Genomic DNA, 14166 nt, shown 5'->3' with positions numbered 1-14166 from the left:
GGATACAGGGCCGGGCGCGGGGCACGGCGGAGCTCCCACGCCACCTGACAACTGACGGAGGGCCGATGTGCCGAGCGTGACCGAGCGCTCGGCGGGGCGGAGGCCCGTATGCCGGCGCGGAGGCCACAGCCGGAGGAGTGCGAGACCGCGCCGGAGCGATGCGGAAGCCAGAAGCCCCGGCCGAGGCAGAGGCCGGGGCCGGAACAGAGCGAGGACGGCCGGGGCCCACGGGGGAACGGGACGGATCCGGCGGGCGGAGTGGGGTGCGGTCGATGCAGGCCACCGGAGGCACCTCGCGCCGCCCCGCGCCCCGTTTCGCACGCATCGCCGCATCTCGTTTTCCCTGCGCATCGCGTCCCCCTGTCCGTTACCGGCGCATCGCACCGCCCTGCGTTCCGACATTCACCGTGCCTGACTCGGCCGCCGTCGGCGCCCGCTCCGCCGCCGATCCCCACGAAGGAGTGACAACTATTGAAATCTGTCATCGCGCATGCCATGGTCGATGAGCAGAAGGGCATGACCCAGCACCGTCCGGCCCGCGGGCCGCCGACCTCCACGGAGTTCCCATGACGTCGCAGCAAGTCCCCCTCCGCACTCTCGGCTCCACCGGCCCCCGGGTCCCGGCGCTCGGCCTGGGCTGCATGGGGATGTCCGCGCTCTACGGCGAGACGGACGAGAAGGAGTCGATCGCCACCATCCATGCCGCTCTCGACGCGGGCCTGGCGCTGCTCGACACCGGCGACTTCTACGGCATGGGTCACAACGAGCTGCTGATCCGCGACGCACTGCGGAGCAGCAGCCAGGGCCGCGACCGGGCCGTCCTCAGCGTGAAGTTCGGAGCCCTGCGGGATGCCCGGGGCGGCTGGTCCGGATACGACGGCCGGCCGGCCGCGGTGAAGAACTTCCTGGCCTACTCTCTCCAGCGGCTCGGCACCGACCATGTCGACATCTACCGGATCGCCCGGGTGGACCCCGCCGTACCGATCGAAGAAACGGTCGGGGCGATCGCCGAGGCAGTCGAGGCCGGGCAGGTGCGGCACATCGGTCTGTCCGAGGTCGGCTCCGACACTCTGCGCCGGGCGTCAGCCGTGGCCCCGGTCTCGGACCTCCAGATCGAGTACTCCCTGCTCTCCCGGGGCATCGAGGAGGACATCCTGCCCACCTGCCGGGAGCTGGGCATCGGCATCACCGCGTACGGCGTGCTCTCCCGCGGCCTGATCAGCGGGCACTGGAGTCGCGACCGCCGGCTCGACTCCCGTGACTTCCGCGGCATGAGCCCCCGTTTCACCGGGGACAACCTGGACCACAACCTCGATCTGGTGGAAGCTCTCCGCAAGGTCGCCGATGCGAAGAGTGCTACCGTCGCCCAGATCGCCATCGCCTGGGTCCTGGCCCGCGGAGAGGACGTCGTTCCGCTTATCGGCGCCCGACGGCGCGACCGGCTCGGCGAGGCGCTCGGCGCACTGGAGGTCCCCCTGAACGCGGAGGACCTCATGGCGATCGAGACGGCCGTCCCGGCAGGTGCGGCAGCGGGAGCACGCTATCCCGCATCCCAGATGGCCCACCTGGACAGCGAGAAGATATAGCCCCCGTACCCGAACGAGAGGCCCCAAGGACCCGATGCCGCCCGAGACTCTGACCCCCGCCCGCATCCTCGAAGTCACCGAGGAGGTGCTCCGGCGGTACGGCCCGGCCAAGGCCACGGTGGTCGATGTGGCGCGGGCACTGGGCGTCAGTCACGGCAGCGTCTACCGGCATTTCCCCAGCAAAGCCGCCCTCCGCGAAGCGGTCACGGCGCGCTGGCTCGACCGGACCTCGGCCGAACTGGACACGATCGCCTCCGGGCCCGGACCGGCCGCAAGCCGGCTCGAGCTCTGGCTGTCCGCACTGTTCGACGCCAAGCGCCACAAGGCAGGCGACGATCCGGAACTCTTCGCCACCTACATGGTGTTGATCGGCGAGAGCAGCGGAGTCGTCGACCAGCACATCGACGACCTGGTGGGGCAGCTGGCGAAGATCCTCAAGGACGGCTGCGATCAGGGGGTGTTCGCCGCCCCGGAGGCCGGCTTCGATGTCACGGCGCGCGCGGTGTTCGACGCCACGGGCCGCTTCCACGACCCGGCGTATGCCATGGAGTGGTCCGCACCGGAGATCACAACCGCGTTCGCGGGCGTACGGGACCTGGTCCTGCGGGGCCTGCGCAGCTGAGCCCAGGTGCTGCACGGTTCCCACACGTCGAACCTTCTCCGCACCAAGGCCGTGCGTGCTGGTTCTCGGGCAGCCCCGGATCATGCGGCGGCTGCGGGGGCACCGCAGGCCGCGACGGATAGGCCTCGGACGAGCGTCGGAGCGCCTTGATGGGGGCTTTGCCCAGGGCCTGTTGGGGCGGCCCGGCCGTCGACGTCGAGCGCGAGAGGTCACTCGGCATACCAGCGGATCACCAACGTGGCGCAGTCGACAGACCGGCCGCACAGCACACGAGTAGCGGGAGCGGGGGCTGCGGGTTCGTCGCCTTCGATGCTCCAGTTTCCGTCGCCTTCGGATGCTGCGGTGCCCGAGGCCTTCGGGCGCTGCGGTGCCCGACGCCTTCGGACGCTGCGGTGTCCGTCGCCTTCGGGCGCTCCAGTGTCCGACGCCTTCGGATGCTGCGGTGTCCGACAGGGCTTCGCCCCCGGTCGTCGGCTCAGGCCGAGGCTGGGGCGCGCCAGCCCGTGTCACGTCCCGTCGCGGCCAGCAGCGCGTCGAAGGCCGAGGCCCCGTCGGGCACCGGCAAGGGGTCACCGAAGACCTTCATCTGCCGGGCCGTCGGAGCCATTTCGTCCACCAGGGCGGCGAGGGCGCCGATGCTCGCGGGGTCGGGGGTGAAGGACTGCCCGGTGGCGCGGGCCAGGTCCCAGGCGTGCACCGTCAGGTCGAGCAGCACCATGCTGCCGAGCGTCCGCGCGGGAAGGTTCATGGATCCGGCGGCGCCCTCGTCGGCGCCCGGTGCGGCCCAGGCCTCGACGAGCCGTGCGGTCTCGTCGCCGAAGCGTCCGCGCCAGTCCCCCTCCAGATAGTCGGGGGTGGTGGTGAAGTCCGCCTCCTTCCGGGCGGCGACCGCCTGGAAGCCGATCACCACATGAAGGAGGTGGTTGAAGAGATCGCCCACGGTGTACTCCGCGCAGGGGGTGGGCGCTCCGAGCTGATCGTCACGCAGGCCGCGCACCACGGGTGCCGCTTCCCGGGACGCCGCTGCGAGCAGTTCACTGATTCCGGTCGTCATGGCTCCGACGCTAGAGGAGGTCCAGCGGAGGCGGCTTGAAAAAACGCGACGTACGATCGCCGTCATGGCACGACCACGGCGTGACACCCGGGGCATCGTGGACGCCCCGGAGCTCCTCCGGCGGGTGCGCTTCCGCCGCCGCGAACCCGCCGGTCCGCTGCGTCCGTACCTGGAGCACTACTGGCTGATCGACTGGGATCTGCCCGAGCCGTACGCCTCCCATGTGGTGCCGCACCCGTCGGTCAACGTCGTCTTCCAGCGGTACGGCGACCATGAGGGCTTCGGTGAGCTGTCGGGCATCGGCCAGGAGCTCGCGACGCACAAGCTCGAAGGCATCGGCCGGGTGTGCGGGGTGCAGTTCCGGCCCGGGGGCTTCCGGCCGTTCGCTCCCGGCCCGCCGGTGTCGCGGTGGACGGGGCGGCGGCTCCCGCTCACCGAGGTCTTCCCCGACGCCGCCGGGAGCGCGGAGGCGGTTCTCGGCCCGGCCGAGGAGGACACCCGGGTCGCCGCCCTCGACGCCTTCCTCCTGGCGCACGGCCCGGTGGCGGACCCGCAGGCCGATCTCGCCATGGCGCTCGCCCACCGCATCCGTACCGACCGGACGATCCTGCGGGTCGCCGACTTCGCCCGCGCCGAGGGGCTGTCCGTGCGGACGCTCCAGCGCCTTTTCGCCGGCTACGTCGGGGTCAGCCCCAAGTGGGTCATCCTGCGCTACCGGATCCACGAGGCCATGGAGCGCGCCACCCTGGAGGCGGACGTGGACTGGGCGGGCCTGGCGGCCGAACTCGGCTACAGCGACCAGGCACATCTGGTGCGCGACTTCACCGCCAAGGTCGGTGTACCGCCGACGGCCTACGCGAGCTGAACCACGGCTCGAACGCACCAGCAACGCAAGGGCAACGCACCCAGTAACGCACCGGCGCCCCGGACCTGCGAGGTCCGGGGCGCCGGGACAATCAGCCGTGGGCCGAGAGCTGCGTCGTTCAGCAGCCGAGCAGGCGACCGCCCAGGTAGGCCTGGATCTGGTCCAGCGAGACGCGCTCCTGCTTCATGGTGTCGCGCTCACGCACGGTCACCGCGTTGTCGTCCAGGGTGTCGAAGTCGACGGTGACGCAGAACGGCGTGCCGATCTCGTCCTGGCGACGGTAGCGGCGGCCGATGGCGCCCGCGTCATCGAACTCGATGTTCCAGTTCTTCCGCAGGTCGGTGGCGAGGCCCTTGGCCTTCGGCGACAGCTGCGGGTTGCGGGACAGCGGCAGCACGGCCACCTTGACCGGGGCCAGGCGCGGGTCGAGCCGCATCACGGTGCGCTTCTCCATGACGCCCTTGGCGTTCGGCGCCTCGTCCTCGTTGTAGGCGTCGAGCATGAAGGCGAGCATCGCCCGGTTCACACCGGCCGCCGGCTCGATGACGTACGGAGTCCAGCGCTCGCCGGCCTCCTGGTCGAAGTACGACAGGTCCTGGCCGGACGCCTTGGAGTGCGCGCCCAGGTCGTAGTCGGTGCGGTTGGCCACGCCCTCCAGCTCGGAGAACTCGGTGCCACCGAAGTTGAAGCGGTACTCGATGTCCGCGGTGCGCTTGGAGTAGTGCGAGAGCTTCTCCGCCGGGTGGTCGTACCAGCGGATGTTCTCCTCACGGATACCGAGGTCCCGGTACCAGTTCCAGCGCTGCTCCATCCAGTACTCGTGCCACTGCTCGTCCTCGCCCGGCTTGACGAAGAACTCCATCTCCATCTGCTCGAACTCGCGGGTGCGGAAGATGAAGTTGCCCGGAGTGATCTCGTTCCGGAAGGACTTGCCCATCTGCGCGATGCCGAACGGCGGCTTCTTGCGCGAGGTCTGCTGGACCTGGGCGAAGTTGGTGAAGATGCCCTGCGCGGTCTCGGGACGCAGGTAGGCGACCGAGCCGGAGTCCTGGGTCGGGCCGAGGTGCGTGGCGAGCAGGCCGGAGAACTGCTTGGGCTCGGTGAAGGCGCCCTTGTTACCGCAGTGCGGGCAGTTCACGTCCGTGAGGCCGTTGGCCGGCAGGTGGCCGTGCTTGGCCTCGTACGCCTCCTCCAGGTGGTCCGCGCGGAACCGCTTGTGGCAGGAGGTGCACTCGGTGAGGGGGTCGGTGAACGTGGCGACGTGACCGGAGGCCTCCCAGACCTCCGGGGCCAGGATCACCGACGAGTCGATACCGACCACGTCGTCGCGCGAGGTGACCATGGAGCGCCACCACTGGCGCTTGATGTTCTCCTTGAGCTCGACGCCCAGCGGTCCGTAGTCCCAGGCGGCGCGCTGGCCACCGTAGATCTCGCTGCACGGGTAGACGAAGCCACGGCGCTTGCTCAGGCTGACGATGGTGTCGATCTTGTCGGCGGCCACGGTGCTCTCTTCATTACGACGACGAAGGTCATGGTGGGATCCGCCGGAACACCCGCGCGCGGATGGGGACCGTCCCGCCCGGAGGGTGCGGGAGGCCGGCCCCTGCGGCCCAGCGAATACCTCAGATTACCGGCGGCTGTACCCCCTGGATCAAATCGGTTCGGCCTTGCTCCGCCCGATGCGCTTTGTTGACAATCGTTTCCACCTTTGTTGAAAATGAGTGTCATGAACGTAGGACGCCGTCTCATACCCGCCGCAGCCGTCGCCGGCGCCACCGCGCTCGGCCTGGTCGCCCTCTCCGCCTGCTCCCCCGCCGACGGCTCGACCGGCACGAAGAACGGCAAGCTGGACGTGGTGGCGTCCTTCTACCCCATGGAATACCTGGCGAAGGAGATAGGCGGCAAGCACGTCTCCGTCTCCGCCCTGACGAAGCCCGGCACCGAGCCGCACGACCTCGAGCTCACCCCGCAGCAGACCGCCCGGCTGGGCGAGGCCGGCATGATCCTCTACCTCAAGGGCCTGCAGCCCGCGGTCGACGAGGCCGTCGGCCAGGCCGAGGTGAAGAACACCGTCGACGCCGCCGGCCTGACGCGGCTGGAGCACCACGGCACCTCCGTCGGCCACGGTCACGAGCACGGCCACGGCGAGGAGCAGCACGGCGCCGAGGGAGACGCGGCCGACCCGCACATATGGCTCGACCCGGTGAAGTACGCGCAGGTCGCCGAGGGCGTGGGCAAGGCCCTGGAGAAGGCCGACCCGGACCACGCCGCTGAGTACCGGAAGAACACCGAGCAGCTGGTGGGCAAGCTCGACGGGCTCGACAAGGCGTTCCGGGACGGCCTGAAGAAGCGTTCCACCGACACCTTCATCACCACCCACGCCGCCTTCGGCTACCTGGCCGAGCGCTACGGCCTGGACCAGGAGGCCATAGCGGGCCTCAGCCCGGAGTCCGAGCCCAGCCCGGCACGGATCCGGGACCTGCACGGGATCGTCGCGAAGGACAAGGTCAACACGGTCTTCTTCGAGGCGATCGCCTCGAAGAAGACCGCGAAGAGCCTGGCCCGGGACACCCGGCTGAAGACCGATGTCCTCGACCCGCTCGAGGGGATCACCGCACAGTCCCAGGGCGACAATTACCTCGAGGTCATGCAGGCGAACCTGCGGAACCTGCAGAAGGCACTCGGGACCCCATGACGGCTCGGGACCACATGACGGAGGCACCCATGGCACGCCGCGCCGAAGGCCGTAGCGACGACGAGGACCGGCCGGTCGTATCGCTGCGCGGGGCATCCGCCTCGCTCGGCGCGCGGCCCGTGCTGCGCAAGGTCGACCTGACCGTGCGGCGCGGCGAGGTCGTCGCGCTGCTCGGCGCCAACGGCTCCGGGAAGTCGACGGCCGTACGGGCCGTGGTGGGACAGGTTCCGCTCACCGGCGGTGAACTGGAGCTGTTCGGCACCGAGGGGCGCCGGTTCCGCGACTGGGCGCGCATCGGCTATGTGCCGCAGCGCACCACCGCCGCGAGCGGCGTGCCCGCGACCGTCCGTGAAGTCGTCTCGGCGGGCCGACTGTCCCGGGCCGGGCTGGGCGTGCTGCGCCGCGCCGACTGGGCCGCGGTGGACCGGGCCCTGGAGCTGGTGGGCATGGCCGACCGGGCCAAGGACTCCGTGAACGCGCTCTCCGGCGGCCAGCACCAGCGAGTGCTGATCGCGCGGGCCCTGGCGGCCGAACCCGAACTGCTGATCATGGACGAGCCGATGGCCGGTGTGGACCACGCCAGCCAGGAGGTCCTCGCCGCGACCCTGCGCGAGGCGGTCTCCGGCGGTGCCACCGTCCTGCTCGTCCTGCACGAACTCGGTCCGCTGGAGCCGCTGATCGACCGCGCCGTGGTGCTGCGCGACGGCTGCGTGGTCCACGACGGGCCGCCGCCGCAGGCCGTCGGCCAGCACGCGCTGCCGGGCCACGACCATGTGCATCCGCACGCGGACACCACCGCGGAGCCGATCCGGACGGGGCTGCTGACCTGATGACCACCACCACGACCCACCGCACCGGCCGCCGCCTCGCGCGGCCGTCCCGGGGGTACTGAGAGCCATGGACCTCCTCACCTACGACTTCATGCAGCGGGCGCTGCTGGCCGCCGTGCTGGTGGGCATCACCGCCCCCGCCGTCGGGATCTACCTCGTGCAGCGCCGCCAGGCGATCATGGGCGACGGCATCGGGCACGTGGCCCTGACCGGTGTCGCCCTGGGCTTCCTCACCGGCACCAACCCGGTGTGGACGGCCGTGCTGGTCTCCTCGCTCGGCGCCGTGCTGATGGAGCTGATCCGCTGGTACGGCAAGGCGCGCGGCGATCTGGCGCTGGCGATGCTGTTCTACGGCGGCATGGCCGGCGGTGTGCTGCTGATCAATCTTTCGCCGAACGGGTCCAACGCCAGCCTCACCTCGTATCTCTTCGGCTCGATCACCACGGTGTCCCGGTCCGACGTGGTGGCGATCTCCGTGCTGGCCGCCTTCGTGGTGCTGATCACGCTGGGGCTGCGGCGCCAGCTGTTCGCCGTCTGCCAGGACGAGGAGTTCGCCCGGGTCACCGGCCTGCCGGTCCGGCTGCTGAACCTGCTGCTGGCCGTCACCGCGGCCGTCACCGTCACCGTGGCGATGCGGGTCGTCGGCCTGCTGCTGGTCAGCGCGCTGATGGTGGTCCCGGTGGCCGCAGCCCAGCAGGCCACCCGCAGCTTCGCCATGACGCTGGCCTTCGCGATCGGGATCGGCGTGGTGGTGAGCCTGTCCGGCACGGTCGGCTCGTTCTACGTCAACGTGCCGCCCGGGGCGAGCATCGTCATCCTCGCCATCGCCGTCTTCGGAGTGATCACCGCGCTCGCCGCGCCGATGGCGAAAAAACGGGCCCGACGGGCCGCGGCGGCCGGGGAAGAGTGCACCCTTGAAGTACCACCGGGCGTCGCCGCCACGGGGGACGACGTCAAGGTGTAGCCGTTTCCGCACGCCCGGGCTGGCACAATGGCGACCCGTACGTGCGGAGCGGGTGATCTTCAGGAGGCAACGGTGGCTACCGCGGGGAGCAGTTCGGCGAACACCGCCCCGGTGCGCGGCCGGTCGACCCGACAGCGCGCCGCGGTGGCGGCGGCACTCGACGAGGTGGACGAGTTCCGCAGCGCCCAGGAGCTGCACGACATGCTCAAGCACCGTGGCGACTCGGTCGGCCTGACCACCGTCTACCGCACCCTCCAGTCGCTCGCCGACGCCGGCGAGGTGGACGTCCTGCGGACCAGTGAGGGCGAGGCCGTCTACCGGCGTTGCAGCACCGACGACCACCACCACCATCTGGTGTGCAGCCACTGCGGCAAGGCGGTCGAGGTGGAGGGCCCGGCGGTGGAGAAGTGGGCGGAGCAGATCGCCGCCGACCACGGCTTCGTGGACGTCGCCCACACCATCGAGATCTTCGGCACCTGCGGGGAGTGCGCGGCAGCGCGGTCCTGAGCCCGCAGGAGAGCTGCGAGGGCGGCAGAACGCTCCGAGGGCGCGTCCGGCGCGAGAACCGCCCCGGGGCCCGTCCGGAGCGCGCTCCGGCGCCCGAGACGGCTCTGTGCGCCCTCCGCACACGCACACCCGCTCCCTGGGCCGGGGAACCCCGTGGCACGGTCCCACCAGGCCCTCCAGCGCTTCCTGCTCCCCCACGGCGTCCGCCCCCGCACCGAACGAGGCGCGGGGGCGGAGCGGCGGCCTTCCGGCCGGGGTACGAACCGGGCGGGGGTTCAGGAACCGGCCGGGGCGGACGTCCCGTCGGTTTCCTCCCCCGCATTCGGCAGCGCGCCGCCGAACCGGCGGTCCCGGGAGGCGTACTCCAGGCAGGCGCGCCACAGGTCACGGCGGTCGAAGTCCGGCCACAGCACGTCCTGGAAGACCATCTCGGCGTAAGCGCTCTGCCATATCAGGTAGTTGGAGGTGCGCTGCTCGCCCGAGGGACGCACGAACAGGTCCACGTCCGGCATGTCCGGGTAGTACATGTACTTGGCGAAGGTCTTCTCGTTCACCTTCGAGGGGTCGAGCTTCCCCGCCTTCACGTCCGCGGCGATGGCCGCCGCCGCATCGGCGATCTCCGCACGGCCGCCGTAGTTGACGCAGAAGTAGAGCGTCATCGCGTCGTTGTCCTTGGTCTGCTCCTGTGCCACCTGGAGCTCCTGGACGACGGACTTCCACAGCTTCGGCATCCGGCCGGTCCAGCGGATCCGGATGCCCAGGGCGTCCATCTCGTCGCGGCGGCGCCGGATCACATCGCGGTTGAAGTTCATCAGGAAGCGCACCTCGTCCGGCGAGCGCTTCCAGTTCTCGGTGGAGAAGGCGTACAGGGAGAGGTTCTTGACACCCATCTCCAGACAGCCCTTGAGGACGTCCATGACGACCCCCTCGCCGACCTTGTGCCCCTCGGTGCGCGGCAGACCGCGCTCCTTCGCCCAGCGGCCGTTGCCGTCCATCACGACCGCCACATGGCTCGGCACCAGCTCGGCCGGGATCTTCGGCGGGCGCGCACCGGACGGGTGCGGCTCGGGGGTCAGGTAGTCGCGGCGGCGGCCCAGAAGCCCGCGTCGTGCCATTGCGTTCCGTCTCCTATTTCTCTACATACCTGAGCGAGCGCAGTCCGCGCTCCAAATGCCAGTGCAGATACGCCGCCACGAGTCCACTGCCTTCCCGGGCGTGCCGGGCCTCGCTCCGGTCAGCGGTCTCCCAGTCGCCGGTCAGCAGCGCGCCGAGCAGCGTCAGAGCTTCCGTCGAGGGTACGACGCTGCCGGGAACCCGGCAGTCGACGCACACCACTCCACCGGCGGCGACCGAGAAGAACCGGTTGGGGCCGGGCATCCCGCAGCGCGCACACGCCTCGAAGCTCGGGGCGTAGCCGTTGACGGCGAGGGAGCGGAGCAGGAACGCGTCCAGGACGAGATGCGGCTCGTGCGCCCCCGACGCCAGGGTCCGCAAACCCCCGACGAGCAGCAGGTACTGCTGCACGGCGGGCTCGCCCTCGTGGTCGGTGAACCGTTCCGCGGTCTCCAGCATGGCGGTGCCGGCGGTGTAGCGGGCGTAGTCGGTGACGATGCCGCCACCGTACGGGGCAATGGTCTCGCTCTGGGTGCAGAGCGGCAGGCCACGCCCCACGAGCTCGCTGCCGCGCGCGAAGAACTGCACGTCGACGTGGGAGAACGGCTCCAGCCGGGCCCCGAACTTCGACTTGGTGCGGCGCACTCCGCGGGCGACCGCCCGCACCCGGCCGTGGCCGCGCGTGAGCAGCGTGATGATCCGGTCCGCCTCACCCAGCTTCTGGGTGCGCAGCACGATGCCGTCGTCGCGGAACAGACTCATGCCGCCATTGTCCCGTACGGAGGGACCGGCACCGGCGGCCGGGGCGCGGGTCGCGGGCGGTGCGGGCACATACGGCGGGCGGTGCGGCGGGGCGCGGCGGGCCGGGTCAGGAGGGGGTGCGGGCCGCCGCGGCGAGCAGCCCCTCGGTCTCCGCGTGGCCGAGGAGAAGGGCCCGGCCGACGGCGGCGAGCGCCTCGCGCTCCGCGGGGCTGTACGGGCCGTCGGCGAGCGCGATCCGGGCACCCTGCAGCAGGATCCCCTCCCGGCCCACCGGGGCGAGGTGCGGGGACAGCGGTTCGAGGGCCTCGTGGAGCTCGATCGCCAGCGCGGTGCCGCCTTCGAGACCGCCGTCGAAGCAGCCGGGAAGCCGTCCGGTGTCGGCCGCCAGGGCTTCGACCAGCGCGAGCAGCTGCTCTCCGGTGCAGTCCTCGAATCCGGCGCCGCGCACCGCGCCGACCGCGACCTCCCGGACACCGCGGTCCTCGGCGCCGCCCGCCGCGAGGACGGCGAGCGCGACGGTGTGCACGGCATCCCGGAGCATGGCGGAGAAGCGGGTGGTGGTCGGGTGGTCGAGGACGTCGGCGCCGAACCGTCCGTGGCAGGAGCAGCACTCCACGACGGGGCCGGTGGCGCCGCGCGGGAGGAGCGGCAGACCGAACACGGCGAGCCGGCGGCGGCCGGTGCGCCGGCGGTAGTTGCGGTCGCCGCCGCAGTCCGGGCAGAAGAACTCACCGTCACCGACGGTGCGCCACGTCGTGCGCATTCCCCACACGCGCTGCATTGCGCACCTCCGCCACATCAGCCCCGAATGTACCGACACGGACTGCCGTCACTCGGTGACTCTTCGGCAACGGCGCCGTGTGGAGGTGATGTTAACCACATCCGTGATGCGACGTCAGCACCCTGTACGGAGCCGGCCGTCCGGCCGCGCGCCGCGGCGGCTCCCCCCGGCGCCCGGGTGCGGGCATCCGGACCCGCCCGACCTGCGGCGGGCCGGTGGGGCGCCGAGCGGGGCCGGCCGCCCGGGCGGCGCAGATCACACCGCGGGCCCGCCCCGGACACGGCCGTGCCCCCGTTCCGGCGCCGGAACGGGGGCACAGAGGCGGAAAACGGCGCGGAATCAGCCGCGCGCGGCCCGGTTCACCGCGGAGATGACGGCCTTCAGCGAGGCGCGGGTGGTGTTGGGGTCGGTCCCGATGCCCCACAGCACCTTCCCGTCGATGGCGCACTCGATGTACGAGGCGGCGCGGGCGCTCGCGCCCTCGCTCATCGTGTGCTCCTGGTAGTCCAGCAGCCGAGCGTCGATGCCGATCGCGGCCAGCGCGTCGAAGAACGCGGAGATCGGGCCGTTGCCGGTTCCGGTCAGGACCGTGTCCACCCCGTCGACCACGGCCTCCACGGTGAGCGCGTCCCCGCCGTCCGTGGTGGTCGAGGTCTGGGCGGAGCGCAGCGCGATCCGGCCCCAGGCGTTCTCCGGGGTGGGCAGGTACTCGTCCTGGAAGGTGGACCAGATCTGCGCCGGGGTGACCTCGCCGCCCTCGGTGTCGGTCTTCGTCTGGATGATCTTCGAGAACTCGATCTGCATCCGGCGCGGCAGGTCGAGGTGGTGGTCGTTCTTCAGGACGTAGGCGATTCCGCCCTTGCCGGACTGCGAGTTGACCCGGATCACGGCCTCGTAGGAGCGGCCGACGTCCTTGGGGTCGATGGGCAGGTACGGCACGGCCCACTCGACGTCCCCCACCGGCTTGCGCTGAGCGGCGGCCTCGGTCTCCATGGCCTCGAAGCCCTTCTTGATGGCGTCCTGGTGGGAGCCGGAGAAGGCGGTGTAGACCAGGTCGCCCGCGTAGGGGTGGCGCGGGTGGATGGTCATCTGGTTGCAGTACTCGGCGGTGCGACGGATCTCGTCGATCTGCGAGAAGTCGATCTGCGGGTCGACGCCCTGGCTGAACAGGTTCATGCCCAGCGTCACCAGGTCGACGTTGCCGGTGCGCTCGCCCTGGCCGAACAGGCAGCCCTCGATGCGGTCGGCGCCCGCCATGACGGCCAGTTCGGCGGCGGCGACGGCGGTGCCGCGGTCGTTGTGCGGGTGCACCGACAGACATACGTGCTCACGGCGGGAGAGGTTCCGCGACATCCACTCGAAGCGGTCGGCGTGCGTGCTCGGGGTCGAACGCTCCACGGTGGCGGGCAGGTTGAGGATGATCTCGCGGCCGGGCTCCGGCTGCCAGACGTCCATGACGCCTTCGCAGACCTCCAGCGCGAAGTCCAGCTCGGTGTCGGTGAAGATCTCGGGGCTGTACTGGTACCCGAAGGCTGTCTCGTCGCCCAGCAGCTTCTCGGCGTACTCCATGACCAGCCGGGTGCCGTCGGTCGCGATGGCCTTGACCTGCTCACGGGAACCGCGGAAGACCACCCGGCGGAAGACCGGCGCGGTCGCGTTGTACAGGTGCACGGTCGCCCGGTGCGCGCCCTTCAGCGACTCCACGGTGCGCTCGATCAGTTCCTCGCGCGCCTGGGTGAGGACGGAGATCGTCACGTCCTCGGGGACGGCGCCCTCTTCGATGATCGAGCGGACGAAGTCGAAGTCGGTCTGCCCGGAGGAGGGGAAGCCGACCTCGATCTCCTTGTAGCCCATGGAGACCAGCAGGTCGAACATGGCCCGCTTGCGGGCCGGGGACATCGGATCGATCAGCGCCTGGTTGCCGTCCCGCAGGTCGGTGGAGAGCCAGCGCGGGGCCTGCGTGATGCGGTTCTCCGGCCAGGTGCGGTCGGGGATGTCCACGGCCTCGTACCGGCCGTAGCGGTGGATCGGCATTCCGGAGGGCCGCTGGGTGACGGACGCCGCGGTGATGGGCGTGGGGCGACCGACGGACGATGCGGGATTCATGTGCGCTGGGCTCCTGTCGAAGGGTTCTCGACGGCCGACGGTGGGCAACACCGGACTCCGCGGGGAGGGGGTCGGCCTCGACTACAGACCCTCGCCGCGGCGGCTAAGAAGAAGCAGCCCAAAACGCATGATGATCCGCAGCGTAGCGGAGTCCCCCGCCCGCCGCCGAGCCCGTTCCAGCATGCAAGACGGACAGGGCGTGACAGCGACGTGGTGTGACGGTGACGTGGCGCGACAGCGGAGTGGTGCGGCAGCAGGGCGGGTGACGGCGGGGACCGGGA

At 70.9% G+C, this 14166-nt stretch carries 13 protein-coding genes; 7 read left to right on the top strand and 6 right to left on the bottom strand.

What is annotated here, in order from left to right; genetic code table 11:
* The first annotated feature begins 566 nt into the window (after nt 1–566).
* On the top strand, nt 567–1586 hold the full coding sequence (locus ABT112_RS06530; RefSeq protein WP_351506237.1) for an aldo/keto reductase: 1020 nt from the start codon (nt 567–569) through the stop codon (nt 1584–1586).
* Nucleotides 1587–1620: 34 nt separating this feature from the next.
* Nucleotides 1621–2208 (top strand): TetR/AcrR family transcriptional regulator, encoded by a 588-nt coding sequence (locus ABT112_RS06525; protein WP_351506235.1) that lies wholly within the window; start codon nt 1621–1623, stop codon nt 2206–2208.
* Nucleotides 2209–2683: 475 nt separating this feature from the next.
* Here the strand turns inward: ABT112_RS06525 and ABT112_RS06520 are convergent, their stop codons facing one another.
* Nucleotides 2684–3262 (bottom strand): TIGR03086 family metal-binding protein, encoded by a 579-nt coding sequence (locus ABT112_RS06520; RefSeq protein WP_351506234.1) that lies wholly within the window; start codon nt 3260–3262, stop codon nt 2684–2686.
* A gap of 64 nt (nt 3263–3326) precedes the next feature.
* Here ABT112_RS06520 and ABT112_RS06515 point away from each other — a divergent pair, with 64 nt between their 5' ends.
* Nucleotides 3327–4127: a DUF6597 domain-containing transcriptional factor gene (locus ABT112_RS06515; RefSeq protein ID WP_351506232.1), complete on the top strand. Its 801-nt coding sequence runs from the start codon at nt 3327–3329 to the stop codon at nt 4125–4127.
* 118 nt (nt 4128–4245) lie between these two features.
* Here ABT112_RS06515 and ABT112_RS06510 read toward each other — a convergent pair whose 3' ends face one another.
* Entirely contained in the window at nt 4246–5628 is a 1383-nt protein-coding gene (locus tag ABT112_RS06510) for a glycine--tRNA ligase (protein ID WP_351506230.1), read from the bottom strand.
* Nucleotides 5629–5853: 225 nt separating this feature from the next.
* On the opposite strand from ABT112_RS06510, the gene ABT112_RS06505 reads away from it, so the two are divergent.
* The 4 genes from ABT112_RS06505 to ABT112_RS06490 all read left to right on the top strand — a co-directional run bounded on the left by ABT112_RS06505 (nt 5854) and on the right by ABT112_RS06490 (nt 9123).
* Nucleotides 5854–6822 (top strand): metal ABC transporter substrate-binding protein, encoded by a 969-nt coding sequence (locus ABT112_RS06505; RefSeq protein WP_351506227.1) that lies wholly within the window; start codon nt 5854–5856, stop codon nt 6820–6822.
* Nucleotides 6823–6851: 29 nt separating this feature from the next.
* Entirely contained in the window at nt 6852–7652 is an 801-nt protein-coding gene (locus ABT112_RS06500; RefSeq protein ID WP_351506225.1) for a metal ABC transporter ATP-binding protein, read from the top strand.
* Between the two features lie 67 nt (nt 7653–7719).
* Nucleotides 7720–8616, top strand: a complete 897-nt coding sequence (locus ABT112_RS06495) for a metal ABC transporter permease (protein ID WP_351506223.1) — start codon at nt 7720–7722, stop codon at nt 8614–8616.
* Between the two features lie 72 nt (nt 8617–8688).
* Nucleotides 8689–9123, top strand: coding sequence for a Fur family transcriptional regulator (locus ABT112_RS06490; RefSeq protein WP_351506221.1), 435 nt, complete (start codon nt 8689–8691; stop codon nt 9121–9123).
* Nucleotides 9124–9398: 275 nt separating this feature from the next.
* Here ABT112_RS06490 and ABT112_RS06485 read toward each other — a convergent pair whose 3' ends face one another.
* From ABT112_RS06485 to leuA, 4 genes are all read right to left on the bottom strand, one after another.
* Nucleotides 9399–10238 (bottom strand): isoprenyl transferase, encoded by an 840-nt coding sequence (locus ABT112_RS06485; protein ID WP_351506219.1) that lies wholly within the window; start codon nt 10236–10238, stop codon nt 9399–9401.
* A gap of 13 nt (nt 10239–10251) precedes the next feature.
* Nucleotides 10252–10998, bottom strand: a complete 747-nt coding sequence (recO, locus tag ABT112_RS06480) for a DNA repair protein RecO (RefSeq protein WP_351506217.1) — start codon at nt 10996–10998, stop codon at nt 10252–10254.
* A 106-nt stretch (nt 10999–11104) separates the two neighbouring features.
* A complete protein-coding gene (locus tag ABT112_RS06475) occupies nt 11105–11797 on the bottom strand; it encodes a tellurite resistance TerB family protein (RefSeq protein ID WP_502975258.1) in 693 nt (230 codons plus the stop codon).
* 321 nt (nt 11798–12118) lie between these two features.
* Nucleotides 12119–13885, bottom strand: coding sequence for a 2-isopropylmalate synthase (leuA, locus tag ABT112_RS06470; protein WP_351506212.1), 1767 nt, complete (start codon nt 13883–13885; stop codon nt 12119–12121).
* Between the last annotated feature and the right edge of the window lie 281 nt (nt 13886–14166).

Source organism: Streptomyces sp. NPDC002055, assembly GCF_040296705.1.
Taxonomy (GTDB): Bacteria; Actinomycetota; Actinomycetes; order Streptomycetales; family Streptomycetaceae; genus Streptomyces.
Note: the sequence above shows the minus strand (reverse complement) of the source record. Positions and strands in the feature narration are given on the sequence as shown.